The following is a 17181-nucleotide window of genomic DNA, read 5'->3' on the forward strand; positions in this document are numbered from 1 at the left end:
GATTGATTTTGGCATTACTATTCAATCACTAAAAATTTTAAAAATAATAGCTTTATAATGTAGTGATAGTAAAATATCAATCGATTATTTCAATGATACCGCGCTGATTATAAAAGTCAATATTTTTCTAATTTATTTATAATTTTACGATTAGACTTGCTATAAGACTAACCTTTTAAAATAAAAAACAGGATGGCATTTTTCAAAAATAATCGAAAAATACCATCCCACTTACCGTGCTCTACCAGTTAATAAGCGCAATTTTATTCACAGTTTATTTAACATCCTTTGTTGATCCACGATCAGCAAATCCATGTGGCAAAACAATATCATTAACCGCTAGTTCTTCATGGTTCATTAATTTCGTTAACATCCGCATAGCAACCGCACCAATATCATAAATTGGTTGTGTAATTGAAGATAACTGAGGACGTGTGATAACAGCCACCTTTGAATCATTACTAGTAATAATTTCGAAGTCTTCTGGCACATTAACACCTGCATCAGTTAAGCCATTAATGACACCCGCAGCCATTTCATCATTGGCAACGATTGCAGCAGTCGCCGCTGAATTTTTTATTTGATCAGCTAGTTGATAGCCTGATTGATAATCATATGTTCCTTCAAAAACCAAGTCCGCATCATAGGCAATATCATAAGCTGCCAAAGCATCTTGATACCCCAATAACTTATGTGCTTTGTTCATGTAATGATCCAAGTCACCACTTACAAACGCAATCTTTTTATGACCTGCTTTAAGTAGCCCTGTCGTCGCATCGCTCATTGCTGATCGGTAAGCAATATTAACTGAATGCTGTTCTTCAGCCTCGTCCAGTAAACCAGCTAAGACAACTGGTACATCGGCTTTTTTAAATTCATCACGGATGGCATCATTTAACGTATTACCCATAAAGATAATCCCGTCAACTTGTTTACCAAGCAGATTTTCCATCACTTGCACTTCTTTTGTATCAGATTCATCCGAATTTGCTAAAATAATTTGATAATGATACATTGCGGCAACATCATCAATTCCACGAGCTAGTTCCGCAAAATAATGATTGGTTACATCAGGAATCACCACCCCAATAGTTGTTGTTCGTCGTGAAGCTAATCCTCGAGCAACTGCATTTGGTCGATAACCTAACTTTGCTATCACTGCATTGACTTTTTCTTTTGTTTCGGCTTTAACATTTGCATTGCCGTTCACGACACGTGAAACTGTGGCCATTGAGACTTTGGCTTCTCGTGCCACATCATAAATTGTGACCGTTTGTTTATCCATTACTATTCTCCTAAAAAATACAAATTTTTAATTCAGCCTAAACATTAAATGAAAGTATTTCATATAATAGCTAAAGACTTTTTTATTTTACGGGAACGCTTACAATGTGATTGTAACATGTTTTCATGATTTGTTTCATTATTTAATAATAATTTCACACAACGGTTAATTGTAACATAACTTTTAATCATGGATAGGCATTTTTTTAAAATGAGCGTACAATTACCCATGTATTTCAATCAAAGGAGAATTTTTAATGACCGATAAACTTTCATCAATCCAAAGTTGGCTAGAAGAACAACAATTAGATGTTGCTTACTTCTCAGATTTTCATTCAATTGATTACTTAACAGGTTTCAATTCTGACCCAATCGAACGTGTGCTTGCTCTAGTGGTTTTCCCACAAGACGAACCATTCATCTTTGCGCCAGCACTTGAAGTCGAAGCCGTGAAAAGCGCAGGTTGGACACACCCTGTTTATGGTTACCAAGACCAAGAAAACCCATGGGATTTAATTAGTCAACACTTACATGCCCACACACAACATACAGAAAAATGGGCAGTTGAACAAGAGCAATTAACACTAAAGCGCGCTTCTCTTATTCAAACAGCCGTTCCAGAGGCAAAGTTTATTGGTAATCTATCACCATTAATGACCAAACTACATTTGATCAAAACTCCCGACGAAATTGCCAAATTACATAAAGCTGGTGAAGATGCCGATCGTGCATTCGAATTTGCCTTTAAGGCTTTGCAAGCTGGTGTTTCAGAACTACAAGTCATGGCAAAACTAGAATATGATCTAAAATCATCAGGCGTTGTTGGTATGTCATTTGATACCCTTGTTCAGTTCGGCGCCCACGCTGCCGAACCACATGGTGACACAAGCAACAATACGTTAAAGTCTGGTGACCTTGCGCTATTCGACCTTGGTACTATCTACGATGGCTACGTATCTGATGCCACACGTACCGTTGCCTTTCAATCAGTATCAGATCATCAACGTGAAGTCTACGATGTTGTCCTAGAAGCTGAGCTCACTGCTCAAGCAGCTGCAAAACCAGGTATGACGGCTGGTGAATTAGATGGTATTGCCCGAGACATTATCACTAAGGCCGGTTATGGTGAATACTTCGTTCACCGTCTTGGTCATGGTATTGGTTCATCTGTCCATGAATCAATTCAAATTGCTCAAGGAAATGATCTAGTCCTACAACCAGGTATGTCATTCTCAATTGAACCAGGTATTTACATTCCTGGTGACTTAGGTATCCGTATCGAAGATTCAGTAATTGTTACCGAATCTGGTGTTGATCCTTATACACACTCACCTAAGGAATTACGTATCATTGAATAATTTGTAAAAGTTAATACGTATAACTAAAAAACGCTAACTCGATTAACTAATTCGAGCTAGCGTTTTTTAATTTATATTGAATTATCCAAACATAAGCGGTTTACTTGTCAGCTTTTTCAGATAATCCTTCTTTATCAGTTTCTGACAAACCTGAAGTTGGTTCTAATACTTCTGATTCCACATCATCTTCAAAACTTTCAAAAGTTTCTGATGCAACTGCGTCATCAGCTGGTGAAAGAACAATATCTTCTTCAGTTTGTTCAGCAACATCGGCCTTAACTTGTTCTTTGAAATCGTCGGCCTTTGCCTTAGCTTGATCAGTCAAATCTTGTGCTTGGTCACGCAAGTCGTTTGCCTTTTCTTGTGCTGAAGCTACTAATTCATCAGCCTTTGCACGTAAGTCAGCTGACTTTTCCTCTGCTGAAGCTTTTAAATCAGTCACTTTCTCATCGAAAGCATAACTTTTATCAGATACAAAGTCATCCGCTTTGTCACGAACTGAAGCTACTGCATCAGTTGCAGCATAACTATAATCTACTACTTTATCACGAACGTCAGCTACTGTTTCATCAAACTTGTCTTTTAAGTCCTCTTGTTGTTCAACAGTTAACATCTTGTAATAACCATAACCTACCGCAGCAACTAAACTACCAAATGCGACACCTGCTAAAAATCCTTTTGTTTTTGACATGAACGTATCCTCCGTTTTGTTTTTTATTAACTAATGACTACTTTTCTGCAGCCGCAGCTTTTTTGGCACTTTTACGATTCTTGCGTGCCGCGTTAGCAGCAAATACTGCTGACGCTACCTTCGTTTTATTAGAGCTAGATGATGATCTAACCTTATCAGTTAAATTATGTGTTGCATCATTCAATTCTGATACTGAAGTCCCCAAATCAGCAATTGCTTGGAAGGCAGGATCAACTGTCGCCACCTTACCATTTACATCATTTAACAATACATCTACATTGGCCAATATGTCATTAGCCTCGCGTGCAATAATATCAACATCCTTCGTGACAACACCTAATGTTTGCGTTAACTTCACCAAGAATAGTCCAATAAATAGAACTAATAATAATACGGCAACAGCTAAAATTATTAGAGCAATTTGTCCACCTGTCATATTTTCCCTCCTAGCATCCTGTGTATATCCACTATTCTAACGTTTTATGTGCTTGCTGGCAATTGTAAGACTTTTATAGGTAAATGTATACCACCAGATATGATAACCATATCACCATTATTTTCTATCAATCACCAGACCTCTGCCTATTCGAAGTCTAACTCCTCTACCAACTGCTCAAATTCATTCAAGCGATTTTCAAATACTTTGAAAGTTTCTTGTAGATAATCTGGTTTCGTCATATCGACACCTGCTTTTTTCATGACATCGATTGGGAAGGCTGACGCACCTGCCTTCAAATATTCTTTATATGCATCAACTGCCGGCTGACCTTCATGTAAGATTTTATCTGCCAAAGCAGTTGCTGCCGCAAAACCAGTACTGTACTGGAAGACATAATAATTATAGTAAAAGTGCGGAATACGTTCCCACTCATGCGCAATTTCTTCATCTACAGTCAAAGCTGGTCCATAGTAGCGTTGGTTCAATTCGGCATAAGCATCATTAAGTACTTCAGCCGTTAACGGTGTCCCTGCAACGTCAGTCTCATGCATCCATTGTTCAAATTCAGCAAATTGTGTTTGTCGGAACAGGGTACCTTTGACACCATCCAAGTATTGATTTAATACGTATGCTTTTAATTTCTTATCAGTGATCGTATGTAACAGGTAATCGGTCAACAAATTTTCATTGGTTGTTGAGGCAATCTCAGCAAGAAAGATTGGGTAATCACCATATTGATATGGTTGATTTGTCCTCGTCAAATATGAATGAACGGTGTGTCCCATTTCGTGTACCAATGTACTCAAATTATTCAAATTATCTACCCAATTTAGTAAGATAAATGGATTTGTATCGTAAGAACCACCTGAGTAGGCACCTGATCGTTTACCTTTGTTTTCAATAACATCAATCCAACGACTATCAAAGGCCTTTTGTACAATAGCCAGATAATCCTCACCCAAAGGTGCTAATGCCTTTAATGCTTCAGCTTGTGCACGAGGATAGTCAATCGCATAATCCGGTTCACCAAGAATAGGTGTATAAAGGTCATAAGAGTGTAATTCTGATAGCTTTAACAAACGTTTACGTAACTTCATGTAGCGATGCAATAATGGCAACGCCTTATTTACTTCAGTAACTAACGTATCATAAACTGTTTCGGGAACATTATCAGCAGCTAAGGCAGCTTGACGAGCTGAATCATAATGATGAACACTTGCTAGGTAGTTGTGTCCCTTAACATGGCTACCAATTAATGAGGCAAACGTATTATCTAGTGCCATATAAGATGCGTAGAACGTTTTAAAGGCATTTCTACGTACATCGGGATTAACAGATTCTAGAAGTCGTGAATACACACCATCTGATAGTGTTTCTAATTCACCTTCATCATTCTCCACAGCGTCAAATTGGATATCAGCGTTATCTAACATACCAAACGCACGTTCTGAAGCACCAAACACATCCCCAGCAGCGGCCAATAATTTCTCTTCATTTTCAGGCAGAACATGTCCTTTTTGCGTCAAAATATCGTCAAAATAGTGTTTGTAGTCATTCAAACGCGGCTCAGCTGCAAAATACGCAGCTAATTGGTCTGACGATAGTGACAACACTGCTGGATCAAAGAATGAAATGGCTGCAGAAACTTTGGCTGCTAAGCTTTCAGCTTTGTTACTTAGGCCTTGGTAGAATCCATTAGCTGTATCCTGGTCAGATTTCATTGAAGCGTACACATATAACTTTTCTAAATCACGCATCAAGCCTAATCCATACTGTAACGCATTATATAATGCAGTTCCCGATTGCGTTGCATTAGCGGCAAAAAATTCTGCCGTATCAAGACGCTCCGCTACTTCATTATAAGTATCTTGCCAGTCTTCATCGCTTTGGAAAATCGTACTCAGATCCCATGTCGCAGACTCTGGTAAATCTTCACGTAAAGGTAATTCTTTAGCCATTGTTTTCCCTCATTTCAGTCTAATATAACCTTCATTCTACCATAGTTTACCTATCTCTTCAGGGTGAGTTCTAACGTTCAATATACTTTTCTCTTCAATTTTTTATCTATTTTCCTGAAATGCCTTTAATTTATCATGGTAATTATCAAACCAACTGACGGGACCTGCCAACTGAAATCGATCATTTATAAATTTAATTTTTTTCAACTTAATGGCATCGTTTAAGAAGCAATCAAGCCATAGCTTTTGTACATCTGCCAATTTTAAACAACCGAATTCGTGCCACTCTTGTGCAAATAATTGTTGATACATCTCATCTATGGCAATTGGTTTATGCTCTAATAACATAATGATTCGTACAGTTACCTGCCATTGCGGTATCTTAAGCCCCCCTGGTAATGAATAAGCTGGATGGCAAATCCAAGGTATACCGACAACGTTCCTATTCCGTGCATAGAGTTGTTTTTGTATTGTGCAAACTTGTGGTCTGGCCTGTATGATTGCTTGTTGTATTTTAAACAGTTGCTGTACTTGATTATCAACTTTTTTATGCTGGTTAACAGGTTTTCTATGATCAATTTGCCACCATGCCTTGTAATAAATCCCCTCCTGAGCATGCCAGAAAAATATTTTTAATTCTTTACAATGTAAAGTGGCAAATTTCGCCATTGTTGATGACTGTATTCGCTTTTTCTGATAAGGTTCTCCCAAAATCCAAATAACTTGCATCTGTAACTGCCGATAGCCAGCCATACGCTCCCGAATACGTTCAATTGTAATTGGCGCACATTGAAACTCAATGACGGTCCAAGTAGTCCCTTTTCTTACCATTAGGTCAGGGCGTTGTCTGATTTCACTGAGCCACGGCTCCAATTTAACCTCATCGTATTTATCATTAAAATATTGAAACAAGGCCAATTTCCCCTGAAGATGCGTAGCCGATTCACCTTCAGTACTCACACGACATTTCCCAAATTGCTGATGAGCGTAATGAGCTATTTTTATGTTTCCTTTTTTTAAACGTACCGGTTCACCACAACCTGGACATTCGTATTTATCTATTACATTGGCTGAATTAGCATCAATGTATGCCATTGTAGTTGTGTTCTTTGCAATAAACATTCACCAACCTCCTTAATAATAGACGCGCCTTGGTGTCTGCTTTACAAAAAAACTGAGACAGATTACTCTGTCCCAGTGCATTTATTTTTTAATTAAAGTAAGTTAGCACCTGCTCAAGTGCATCATTTGCAAAAATAACTTGACCATGTTCAATCAAAACTTCTGCCGATATTTCTGCTACCTTAGCAAATTCACGAGCAACAGCTGTTAAGTCTTTCATATCATAATTATCTTGCAGGGCTTGGCCATCGATTCCCAAGATATAATAAAACTTGCCATGGTACTTAATCAACTCTGTACTAAAAGCAAAATCCTGTTTCTGCATAATCAACGAAAACTGAATAATGTTTTCAAAGTCATCAAATTGCAGTACTAGTTCTTGGTCAGCCACATTATCTGAATCCAACAACTTGTCGACTAAATGGTTCTGCTTATCTGACGTCGTCACATCTTTTACCTCGGGTTGTTTAATAACGGGTTGTTCCGGCTTATTCTGAGTATCGGTACTATCACTATCTAGTAATTTGTCTAATAGATCATCAGAAACGTCATCATTAGCCTCACCAGCATCCCGCTTACCTAATACAGAATTTAGCATTCCCTCCATCATTGACTTATCATCGATATTCTTAGAAATAAATAGTTCTAACCCATTTCGATTTGGTAATACTTGGAAGGTGACTGCTTCATTATCTTCGAAATCGCCATCGACATCGACCTCTTCTAGAATATTATAGAAGAACTCTTCAATTTCATCTTGGTTGCCCAGCAAATCAACAATTGAAATACTACGCTCCGCTAAATCGTCATTTGTGACAACAACGCGAATGGTATCATCATTTATTCGTTCCATTTCCATAATGGGCACCCCTTTCTTCTCACTCAATCATGAGAAATCGTTTCAATAATACATTATAACAAATTCTTAGTTTGTTAGTCGAATACATTATACAAAAAAGTTGATGTCACAACAGAACATCAACTTCATAATAAACTATTTTCATAAAAAGACAGCTACTATAGGTCAACCATAGTAGTAACCCGTGCTAACTCTGCCTGACGCATTTCATGAGGCAAGAATCGACGAATTTCATCTTCATTATAACCGACCTGCATACGTTTCTCGTCCATTATTAATGGACGCTTCAACAATGCTGGCTGACTATGTAGTAAATCAATCAATGAACTTAATGACATATCATCTAATTTAATGTCTAGTTCTGTAAACAATTTTGACCTTGTTGAGATGATTTCTTCAGTACCATCCTCAGTCATACGCAAAATGTTCTTAATCTCTTCTCGAGTCAATGGTTCTTTAAATATATTTCGTTCTTGATAAGAAATCTCATTCTCCTCGAGCCATGCACGCGCTTTTCGGCATGAGGTACAACTTGGTGATGTATATAACGTTACCATAATGGGCCTCCTCTCGGCACTACAATGATACGACTATTCATACTACTGTTCCTTATAGTGTCCATTATAACGGTATCGTCCCAAACATGTAACCCTTTTTTGTCAAATAATTGTAATAAATTAAAAAAATCTCATTTAGCCGGATGACTATTGTTTATTATTTTCTTCTGTTGCCATTGAAAGTAATTTCTTTTTAAGTTCTACTTCCATTTCCTTCATTTGTTGTTCGGCTACTATGCGTTTCTCCCGACCTTCCTCTTGAATGGTCATGGTTTCTTCAATTGTTTTAATCAATTGGTCTTGTGTATGTTGCAACGTTTCAATATCAACAACACCACGTTCGTTTTCCTTAGCCGTCTCAATCGTATTTTGCTGCAACATATCTGAATTTGACTTAAGTAATTCATTCGTTGTATCAGCTACGGCACGTTGCGCTGTCACAGCCTTCTTTTGTTTTAATAATGTTAACGCAATAGTAACCTGATTTTTCCAAAGCGGAATAGACGTATTGATCGACGTTTGGATTTTTTCCGCCAACACCTGGTTAGTCGTTTGAATCAATCTAATTTGAGGTGCCTGCTGCAGAGTCATTTGTCGTGTTAATTTTAAATCATGCACACGTTTTTCAAGTCGTTGTTGAAATTGCACTAAATCTTGCACTTTTTGCGCCAATAATTGATTATCTGATTCCTGGGCACGTTTTTGTGCGGTTGGTAATTCTCTTTTTTCAATATCCGTTAATTTCATCTCTGCACCAACAATATGGACATTGAGTTGCTGGAAAAAAGCCATGTTTTCACTATACAAATCATCTAACATACGATTATCAGACATTAACTCTGCTTGATCATGTTGTAACTGTCCAGCCACCTGATCAACTTGAGCACCAATTTTTTGATATTTTGCTGTTAATTCATAGATGGATTTTTGCATATTTTTAAATAGTCGTGCAAAAAAACCCTGCTTGACAGGTGCTAATTCAGATGGATTGGCTTGCGACAAATTGCTCATTAATTCTGAGAGTGTATCACCAATTGGTCCAACATCCTGTGATTGCACCTTGTCTAACACCCCCTGAGAAAAATCAGTTAAATTTTGTTGTGTATCAGCACCATACGAAATAATTGAATCCATATGTTCCACATCAAGCTGTTGTGCTAGCTTCAAGGCCTCTGACCTTTCCTGTGCCGTTAAATCACCGACACTATCATGTTCATCAGTTGCTACATCATTTTTTGATTGTTGTTCTTCAATCATGATTGCCTCCCAGAGTATCTTTCGTTGTGCTCATCCGATCATTTAAATTATTCACATCTTTACGAATCACCAAGCGATAATCGTCATGGACAGCAGTTGCTAATTGTTTAATCAATTGTCGTGCTTCTTTTAATTGCTTCTTATCATTATCACTAATAACCGCATGGTGTGCAATTTCTACATAACTTACCAACAATTGTTCTAAGTTAGGTAATCGTCGGTATGCAAAGTCATCCACTACCGTAAGTTGGGTAGGATTCGCTGCCAGTTCCGCTAGCGTCGCATTAATATATGTGATGACTTTTGTTTCTACGTTAATGCGCCTTAGTCCAACTGTTTCCGCCAACAAAACTTCAATATGCGCCGCCGATATTCGCAATCGTTTAAACGTTTCCTTAAAAAAACGCACATCCCGCCGTGTTAAATCATTCGTATTGATTTTTAATCGTGACTGATGTTTTATTCGTTTATTATTTGCATGTGGAATAACTAATAATTCACGTAATCCGATGACAGTTAACACCAATATTCCTTGCGTCATCAATCCTAATTGTGGCGTACCGATAATTAACAAAACAAAAACAATTGGTAAAACCCAGCGAAAAATTTGTTTGATTGATACACCTAATACAGTAATCCCACCAATAAAAAGCCAGGTTGCTGCATTTGTATAGTTACTAAATAACATACCAAGTATAAATAGCCCCCAGAAAAAGCCCCATCTTATTTTGTACCAATATTGTTTTGGTATATTGTTTAGATCAAACATTTCTGTGCCCCCAACCTATTTTTCACTTTAGTTAACATGCAACCGTCAAGTACGTCATCATACCATACTTTGTCACGTTGACTATTTTTTATTCTCTAGTTGTTGTTTATGATGTTCTTCAGCAAATATCGCTTCTTTCCTAGCCTCTTCTTGTTCTAAATCCGCTAAGTAACGTCGTGACCAGCGATAAATAACTAGAACAAGTATCATAATGGCAATTGAGGCCGATTGAATCAGTATCCCCATCGTATCATCGTGATAAACCAATAAATTACGTAACATTGCCGTTACACCAATATACATGAAATTTTGCAATGAAATATGGTTTTGTAAAAAGTACTCTTGCGTTAATACGACAAACTCAAAGAATAGAAAGGTTTCCAAAATTAACTGTGCAATACTATAGAAATTTTTTTGCAGATCAACTTGCCAAATCATTTGCAATAAGACCCACAAATCTTTCACAAAGAAACCAAACATAATGATTCCTAAGATAAGCATGCCTACGCCTAAAAAAATATTATATCCTTTTTCAAGGTGCTTATATCCCATGTGATGTCCTCCGTTTATTTACTATCTCCATATTACCAAACCAAGATATGAAGCGATAGTTTTTTAAATATATGTGCTTACAAGAGTAAATAAATCTATGAATCAAATAAAAAAATTCATGAGTGCTACAAAAGTGCTACAAGTGCAAAAGAAAAGCTCCAAGAAACCTATAAATAAAGGTTTCTTAGAGCCATTTATATGCCTCGACAGCATTCACTTTCCTATTATATAGGTGTTTACGAGGTGTGTGTAGCAAACTTGTAGCAAATATGCTGTTTCAAATAATGCAAAAAGCCCCACCAGATAGAGTGACCGCTCTACCCAGTGAGGCTTTTTAAAATGTTCTATCCTAGTTACAAAAAACTAATAAGATGAGATAAAACAAAATGAAAACTGTAGTAAGTAAACAAAATCTAGAAGAATCTAATCAAGATAGTTAGTAGTCAATGTTGCCTACCAAATATCTATACAAATATTTTAACACGATGCTTTAAATAACTCATAAAAAAGCCACCAGTCGCATAAACTGGTGGCTTAAAACCGTGGCAAAGAGCAAGCATACAATGGTAAGATATCACGGTTTTAATAGTTACGCGACTCGATCAACACATAACTAATGTAGAGCAGCTGGAGAATAGCTTCGATAGATATCACGCTCTACAAGGTGATTATAACACATAATATTGTTTGATAGCGTAACATAAATTATTAAACATGTCGTTACATAAAAAAATTGTCAACTCAATGATTGAAAAATCAATAAGGCAATAAACATATTTTTCCCCATAATACTACGATACATATGGTATATTATAATATATATCCATTATTATCGAGGTTTATCATGAAAAAAAATATTCAACCAATTATCATATTTTTTATTATTGCAATATTTATTTCTAGTCCTATTATTCTTAATAAAACACCTGTATTAGGTGTTGATGGTTACTTCCATTATGGCAGAATATACGAAGCTGCAATGCAAATTAAGCATGCAAATTTTTCGATTTTAAATCTATATTCATTTCAACAATCTGGACGTGTTGTAAATGCACTGTATAGCCCATTTTTAACTTATTTACTTGGAATATTACTATTGATTTCTGGTTCTTGGCTTAGATTTCAGGTAGTCTTAAATATTTTAGTACTTTTTATTGCTGGTATCTCTACTTACTATGTCTCTAAAAGGGTTCATTTAAGCGAGAAAGTTAGCATCGCTTTAGGAATTATTTATTTAACTTCTAACGCCGTTGCTTCTTTTCTAATCGTTACTGGTTGGCGTTCAATAGGGTTAGCTTTCTTGCCACTAATGATATTACCTATATTCGACATGCTGCAAGGCAATTTAAAATTAAAAAATTCACTTATATTAGCATTAGCCGTAAGTTTACAAGTTCAGGGTCACTTACTAAGCGCTGCATTTGCAATTCCTGTCCTGATTGCTCCATTTATTATCGGGTTCATTCAAACACATAATAAATGGTTAATGGTCAGATACCTGATTATGGCTATTATAACTTCAGTTATATTATGTTTAAATTCCATTTTGCCATATCTACAGTTATCAAAACATAACATTTTAGTACCACCTACTAAAATTGATGTTACTAATGCTATCTTCAATCCATTTAATGTGTTCACAAATAACGATATTCCTTTTTTTGGTAATCGTGTTTCTTTTACAGATAATATTTTGGCTATACTAGTTATTCTAGGTATTACAATTGTCATCTTATACTGGAAAAATGTATCTAACCTCAGCAAAGTGCTTACTCTCTCTGGGTTTACCTATTTTTTTCTAGGTAGCAACTTGATGCCATGGCCTACTATTCAACATCACGTTCCAGTTATCTTGAATTTCTTACAGTTCTCCTTCAGATTCACTGTACTGGGAGATGCTTTTGTATTGATTGGTGCTCCATTAGCAGTAAATGAATTGATTAAAAATCTTCCTGATACATTCAAAAGAACAACAGAATTGCTTCTTGTAATGTTATCCATTACTAGCGTTATAAATCTAGCAGTAAGTGTATCAGATAATGTTATTTCAAATTACAGAAAAACTACTACTGTCGCACAAAGTGCCGCAATCAATCCAAAAGATTTGAGGCTTAATCCAATGGATGGTCATCCAGTGAATACAACAACTGATCTAAGAGCAGCTTGGAGTAATCGAGACTTAAGTCAACTTATAAATACAGTAGATCGGACAACGCCAGATTACTTGCCTATTACCAAAATTAATAATAACGAAGACTACTATGGACTATATACCGAACATGTTTTAGAAAAACATAGTTCATTTAATAAAGATGTACGATCACATGGAATTTTACATATTTCTTGGATTCAAAATAAAACTCACCGAATTGAGGTACCTGACTTTATATATAAAAATACAAGCGCCTACCTTAATGGAAAAAAATTAAATGCTACGCATATTTCTAAGACACCAATTGGAACAATAAATCTTAACGGTATTAAAGGTAAGAATTCACTTACACTACAGTATAAAGCTAGTAATATATTTAACCTTATGATAATAGTGTCTGATTTGAGCTGGTTAATTTTAATTTGTTATTTTATATTTATGAATATGTTAGTAAGATCTGATAAAAAATTATCTCAATCAATATCATAGTAAACAAAAAAGCCCACCAGTCGCAATGACCAGTGGGCTTTTAACTTGATAACTGTTTGTTCAATGAAACTAATTATCGCTTTTTAATTTCAGGAGATAAGCTATCAAGTTAATTAAATTATAGTTTATTAATAGTCGCTTTACAAATATTTATTTAATAGCGAATTGGCATTGTACCAAATCATGCCATATCGTCCTTCAACAATACCAGCACCATTTGAGGCGTTATCGTATCGGTCAATCGTGCCATGATTGTAACCAGCCTTGAATTTCACCATGTCCCCAACACGAGTAGCACGGTAATTACCACGAGTCACATTATCCAGCACGGCAAGTGGAATACCATTGGCAGTCCATGAGGCGTCCTTACCACCAGCAAGGTCGTAATTGATTGCTTGCCACATGCCGTTGACGTAAGCAATCTTGTCAACACGGAATGACTTGTAAGCCGTGAAACGATTACCAGCGTTCTTGAATTGTCTGGTTGCTGATGTATCTGGCTTGTTTACCACTGGCTTTGATGGGGTCACATTCGGCACCACAGCGCTCTTATCAGTACCAGCAGTAAAGAAATTGTCGTACAAAATTGAAGCGTCAAAACGTCCGTATGAGCTGGCAAATGTTTGGTTTGACGTCCATTGCCAAGCATGTTCAGTGCTGTAATGCTTCATGGCTGATGTGGGCACGTATGGATATTGCGCCAACCATGCCTTCTCCCCAGCAGGACTGACACTTGATGAGTAACCACCAGTGTAAGTCGTTGAGCGGTAACCATACGCCCGCACACGGTTTTCAAACGCTGTCGCCACTGGTTGCATACGTGAGCCCATTGACAATTGGTATGAGTTCTCAATATCCACAGCCAACACAGCACCAACAGGTAAGCCATCGGCCCTTGCCATTCGAACCGCATAATCAGCTTCAGCAATTGCCCCAGCTACTGTTGTTGATGACAAGAAATGATACCCATTGATGTACAAGCCAGCTCGCTTTGCAGAAGCAATGTTGCCTGGTGCCGTGTAATCGTGAAAGCCTGTGCCTTCTGAAATCTTGGTGGTAATTGCCTTCACACCGTAATTATTACGCATGTACACGAACTCAGGTGCGGTCATTTGTCCGTTGTGGTTAGATACGTCAACCATATCCACACGAGGTGTATCGGCATGGGCAGTATCAGATGATACATAGCCAACACCTGCGAATGCTAAAAAAGCACCTGCCAGAACAAGTGCTTGCTTTAATTTATTCATAACATCTCCCTTATTTTAATTGTTCAGTCGTATCGGGTACTTGAGTGACTTTGACTGGATCTTCTAACTTAACAGTTGTTGGTGCTTCAACCACACCACCACCAGACAGCACACCTAATGCTCCCAAGATGGTCAGCACGGTATTAACTACCGCAATAATAGCAGTCCAGTCACCAGTAAATTTGATACCAAACACTGCAAATACTTGTTGAACAAGTACAATTAACAAAGAAACCAGACCTGCAATTACTTTTCCTGAGTAACTACCGTCTGGGTTTTTAAGTGCGTTATTTATTTTTTGTAACATGTGTCAACCTTTCTGATTAATCACCAAACTTGTTATGTTTCCACACTTCAAGTCTAAGTAAACGTTCGCCATGGTCTTGAGCCACTTTATTAGCGTCCTTCAATTGCTCTTTAATTTCTTGTAAATCTTCACGCAATTCGTTAATTGACGCAACAATTGTGTTCTTTAACACCCACCAAAGCCCACCCAACAGTGTCGCTCCCGCTCCAATTACTCCGAATGATATTTCCAATACTTTAAAGACGTCCATTAAAGTACCTCGTTAATTTGCAGGTGCTTCTGATTGAGCAGGTTCGTCATCTTGTACAGGTTCTGGTTCTGGATCTGGAACAACAACTTGTGATTCAGCAATCAATTTCTTTGCCTTAGTAATTGCCAAAGTTGCTAAGTCTTCAGTGGTCGTTTGAAATGAGATACCGTCCTCTTCTGCAGTTAATCGAATTTGTCCACCAAAATAATTATCTGGTTCGACAAAATTAACCACCAAGTCAATAAAGTCGATGACCAGCCCTTTGTCTGAGTTTTTAAGACTGGTATTTGTGATTGATGTTGTTATGTTCATTGCGTCCTCCTTTAATCAATTGGGTAAGAAACTTCAAATGAGGCCTTTGTGCCTGAGTCAGTACCTGGTGTGGTTGATGACGCACGCGATACCTCACCATTGTCAACAATTAAAAAGTTTCCTGATTTATTAGCTGAAAAATATGACTCCCAAATCCAGTGTGGAGGCCTGTAACCAGCCGGCAACGTTGCGAACACTTTACCAACATCGGCAATAACATCCAGCACTTGAATGTAAACAACACCATTCAGTAAGCGGTAACGAGCAACAGTTGCTTTCACACCACTGGCAAGAGACATATTTTTCCAACCAGAATCGGTCATCAAGGTACCACCAATCGTGGTATTACCAGAAAACGTCTTGTTACCCGCAACGGTTTCATTACCTGTATTGTGAACAACAGATGAGTCTTGTGCCAGTACTCCAGATGTATTAGGGATTACGTTAATCCATTTACTTGAAGAGACATCATATCTATCCCAATAACCATTGCCATTTAATCGCCAGATATTATCATAACTGATACCAGATTGTTGGTTAGTCATAAAGTAAATTCCACCATCAGAGGCAGCAATTAAGTGCTCTGAATTCATGGTTGTGAAAGGTAGAGCAGTAGAATCAGATGTTCCATTTTGTATTGCTATAAATAGATTATTAATAGACTCACCACCACCAATACCTGTCAAACCATTTCCAGTAATCGTAACACCAGAACCGTCTGATTTCCCCGTAAAGTAAGTTCCTAATGAATGAGGTTTATTATCACCATAGCTGTCATCAATTACCTCTAGAAAATTAGCATAACTATTATTAGTTGCTACATGCTTGTGTAACCAGTCTGCCTTCAAAATATGGCTGACATTTACATCAGTAAAACTTTTTGTTCCTGTTGCCGATTGGTCTCCTGTGGTATTAACGGTCATATTGTAGTCCACAACCCCATCTTTACCAGCAGGACCAGTAGGACCAGTATCCCCTTTATCACCCTTAGGGCCTGTTGCCCCCGTGGTACCTTTTGGACCCTGTGGGCCAGTTGCTCCAGTGTCCCCTTTATCACCTTTTGGTCCTTGGATACCTTGTTTTCCCTGTATTCCTTGCGGACCTTGTGGACCAGTATCACCCTTATCATCTTTTGCAATCGTGCTGGTGTAATCGGCAACTTTTTTATCAACTGCCTTTTTGACATCTGCCAAGACAGTGTCAAAGGTTATTTGCGGGACTAACGCACCTTCTGTGGCATGTAAGTTCTTATTGATAGTGAATGTGGCATACCCTTCCGTTGGAAATACTGAGACATCACCATCTTTATCTGTAACTTTAATTTCAAGGAAATACGTATCAGGAGTTAACTTTTGCAATTGGCTGTCCTTAAAGTCCAAGTCAATTTCAGTTCCATTACTTACCAAATCAATGTCAAATAAAAAGCCACCTGCGTTCGCAATGGTAGCTGTAATCTGTTTATTGGTTAAGTCTTGGGCAACACCGTAATCCCATGCCTGTAATTTCATGATGCCATTGGTGTCGGCAACTTTATTTTGGTTATCATTTAACCGTTTTAATAATTTCGACATGTGT

16 protein-coding genes and 1 pseudogene are annotated in these 17181 nt (G+C 37.4%); 2 read left to right on the forward strand and 15 right to left on the reverse strand.

The features are described 5' to 3' along the window. Positions 1-274: 274 nt before the first annotated feature. The gene (gene ccpA, locus FOL01_RS06760) at positions 275-1285 is read right to left on the reverse strand and encodes a catabolite control protein A (RefSeq protein WP_075269919.1); all 1011 of its coding nucleotides are present in this window, start codon (positions 1283-1285) and stop codon (positions 275-277) included. A 256-nt stretch (positions 1286-1541) separates the two neighbouring features. Here ccpA and FOL01_RS06765 point away from each other — a divergent pair, with 256 nt between their 5' ends. Continuing rightward, a complete protein-coding gene (locus FOL01_RS06765) occupies positions 1542-2642 on the forward strand; it encodes a M24 family metallopeptidase (protein WP_075269920.1) in 1101 nt (366 codons plus the stop codon). A gap of 100 nt (positions 2643-2742) precedes the next feature. Here FOL01_RS06765 and FOL01_RS06770 read toward each other — a convergent pair whose 3' ends face one another. The 9 genes from FOL01_RS06770 to FOL01_RS06810 form a co-directional block, all read right to left on the reverse strand. Beyond that, a complete protein-coding gene (locus FOL01_RS06770) occupies positions 2743-3333 on the reverse strand; it encodes a hypothetical protein (protein ID WP_075269921.1) in 591 nt (196 codons plus the stop codon). 37 nt (positions 3334-3370) lie between these two features. Further along, the gene (locus tag FOL01_RS06775; protein ID WP_075269922.1) at positions 3371-3769 is read right to left on the reverse strand and encodes a DUF948 domain-containing protein; all 399 of its coding nucleotides are present in this window, start codon (positions 3767-3769) and stop codon (positions 3371-3373) included. Positions 3770-3915: 146 nt separating this feature from the next. Beyond that, positions 3916-5730: an oligoendopeptidase F gene (gene pepF / locus FOL01_RS06780; protein WP_075269923.1), complete on the reverse strand. Its 1815-nt coding sequence runs from the start codon at positions 5728-5730 to the stop codon at positions 3916-3918. A gap of 102 nt (positions 5731-5832) precedes the next feature. After that, positions 5833-6852 carry a competence protein CoiA gene (locus tag FOL01_RS06785; RefSeq protein WP_075269924.1) on the reverse strand — a complete coding sequence of 340 codons (1020 nt, stop codon included), beginning with the start codon at positions 6850-6852 and terminating at the stop codon, positions 5833-5835. 88 nt (positions 6853-6940) lie between these two features. Continuing rightward, a complete protein-coding gene (locus FOL01_RS06790; protein WP_075269925.1) occupies positions 6941-7711 on the reverse strand; it encodes an adaptor protein MecA in 771 nt (256 codons plus the stop codon). Positions 7712-7869: 158 nt separating this feature from the next. Further along, entirely contained in the window at positions 7870-8268 is a 399-nt protein-coding gene (gene spx / locus FOL01_RS06795; RefSeq protein WP_075269926.1) for a transcriptional regulator Spx, read from the reverse strand. Between the two features lie 147 nt (positions 8269-8415). Continuing rightward, a complete protein-coding gene (locus tag FOL01_RS06800; RefSeq protein WP_075269927.1) occupies positions 8416-9525 on the reverse strand; it encodes a toxic anion resistance protein in 1110 nt (369 codons plus the stop codon). Then, entirely contained in the window at positions 9518-10294 is a 777-nt protein-coding gene (locus FOL01_RS06805) for a 5-bromo-4-chloroindolyl phosphate hydrolysis family protein (RefSeq protein ID WP_083603455.1), read from the reverse strand. Before FOL01_RS06805 ends, FOL01_RS06800 begins: the two co-directional genes overlap by 8 nt. A gap of 81 nt (positions 10295-10375) precedes the next feature. Continuing rightward, positions 10376-10846 carry a phosphate-starvation-inducible PsiE family protein gene (locus FOL01_RS06810; protein WP_075269929.1) on the reverse strand — a complete coding sequence of 157 codons (471 nt, stop codon included), beginning with the start codon at positions 10844-10846 and terminating at the stop codon, positions 10376-10378. An 844-nt stretch (positions 10847-11690) separates the two neighbouring features. Between FOL01_RS06810 and FOL01_RS06815 the strand changes: the two genes are divergently transcribed. Beyond that, positions 11691-13487 (forward strand): putative glycosyltransferase family protein, encoded by a 1797-nt coding sequence (locus FOL01_RS06815; RefSeq protein WP_075269930.1) that lies wholly within the window; start codon positions 11691-11693, stop codon positions 13485-13487. A 140-nt stretch (positions 13488-13627) separates the two neighbouring features. Here the strand turns inward: FOL01_RS06815 and FOL01_RS11365 are convergent, their stop codons facing one another. From FOL01_RS11365 to FOL01_RS11495, 5 genes and pseudogenes are all read right to left on the reverse strand, one after another. Further along, on the reverse strand, positions 13628-14737 hold the full coding sequence (locus FOL01_RS11365; protein ID WP_075269931.1) for a GH25 family lysozyme: 1110 nt from the start codon (positions 14735-14737) through the stop codon (positions 13628-13630). A 58-nt stretch (positions 14738-14795) separates the two neighbouring features. Then, positions 14796-15044 (reverse strand): annotated as a pseudogene (locus FOL01_RS06825) (phage holin); the annotation flags it as partial. A gap of 16 nt (positions 15045-15060) precedes the next feature. After that, positions 15061-15294: a hypothetical protein gene (locus FOL01_RS06830; RefSeq protein ID WP_140837506.1), complete on the reverse strand. Its 234-nt coding sequence runs from the start codon at positions 15292-15294 to the stop codon at positions 15061-15063. A gap of 12 nt (positions 15295-15306) precedes the next feature. After that, entirely contained in the window at positions 15307-15606 is a 300-nt protein-coding gene (locus FOL01_RS06835) for a hypothetical protein (protein WP_075269932.1), read from the reverse strand. 11 nt (positions 15607-15617) lie between these two features. Next, positions 15618-17177, reverse strand: a complete 1560-nt coding sequence (locus FOL01_RS11495) for a collagen-like protein (RefSeq protein WP_083603457.1) — start codon at positions 17175-17177, stop codon at positions 15618-15620. Positions 17178-17181 lie beyond the last annotated feature (4 nt).

It is taken from the genome of Weissella thailandensis, from assembly GCF_001932615.1.
GTDB lineage: Bacteria > Bacillota > Bacilli > Lactobacillales > Lactobacillaceae > Weissella > Weissella thailandensis.

Coding starts and splice junctions, on each gene's coding strand:
- FOL01_RS11365 (WP_075269931.1), bottom strand. CDS start 14,737: ATGAATAAATTAAAGCAAGCACTTGTTCTGGCAGGTGCTTTTTTAGCA.
- ccpA (WP_075269919.1), bottom strand. CDS start 1,285: ATGGATAAACAAACGGTCACAATTTATGATGTGGCACGAGAAGCCAAA.
- spx (WP_075269926.1), bottom strand. CDS start 8,268: ATGGTAACGTTATATACATCACCAAGTTGTACCTCATGCCGAAAAGCG.
- FOL01_RS06785 (WP_075269924.1), bottom strand. CDS start 6,852: ATGTTTATTGCAAAGAACACAACTACAATGGCATACATTGATGCTAAT.
- FOL01_RS06815 (WP_075269930.1), top strand. CDS start 11,691: ATGAAAAAAAATATTCAACCAATTATCATATTTTTTATTATTGCAATA.
- FOL01_RS06790 (WP_075269925.1), bottom strand. CDS start 7,711: ATGGAAATGGAACGAATAAATGATGATACCATTCGCGTTGTTGTCACA.
- pepF (WP_075269923.1), bottom strand. CDS start 5,730: ATGGCTAAAGAATTACCTTTACGTGAAGATTTACCAGAGTCTGCGACA.
- FOL01_RS06800 (WP_075269927.1), bottom strand. CDS start 9,525: ATGATTGAAGAACAACAATCAAAAAATGATGTAGCAACTGATGAACAT.
- FOL01_RS11495 (WP_083603457.1), bottom strand. CDS start 17,177: ATGTCGAAATTATTAAAACGGTTAAATGATAACCAAAATAAAGTTGCC.
- FOL01_RS06775 (WP_075269922.1), bottom strand. CDS start 3,769: ATGACAGGTGGACAAATTGCTCTAATAATTTTAGCTGTTGCCGTATTA.
- FOL01_RS06765 (WP_075269920.1), top strand. CDS start 1,542: ATGACCGATAAACTTTCATCAATCCAAAGTTGGCTAGAAGAACAACAA.
- FOL01_RS06830 (WP_140837506.1), bottom strand. CDS start 15,294: ATGGACGTCTTTAAAGTATTGGAAATATCATTCGGAGTAATTGGAGCG.
- FOL01_RS06835 (WP_075269932.1), bottom strand. CDS start 15,606: ATGAACATAACAACATCAATCACAAATACCAGTCTTAAAAACTCAGAC.
- FOL01_RS06805 (WP_083603455.1), bottom strand. CDS start 10,294: ATGTTTGATCTAAACAATATACCAAAACAATATTGGTACAAAATAAGA.
- FOL01_RS06810 (WP_075269929.1), bottom strand. CDS start 10,846: ATGGGATATAAGCACCTTGAAAAAGGATATAATATTTTTTTAGGCGTA.
- FOL01_RS06770 (WP_075269921.1), bottom strand. CDS start 3,333: ATGTCAAAAACAAAAGGATTTTTAGCAGGTGTCGCATTTGGTAGTTTA.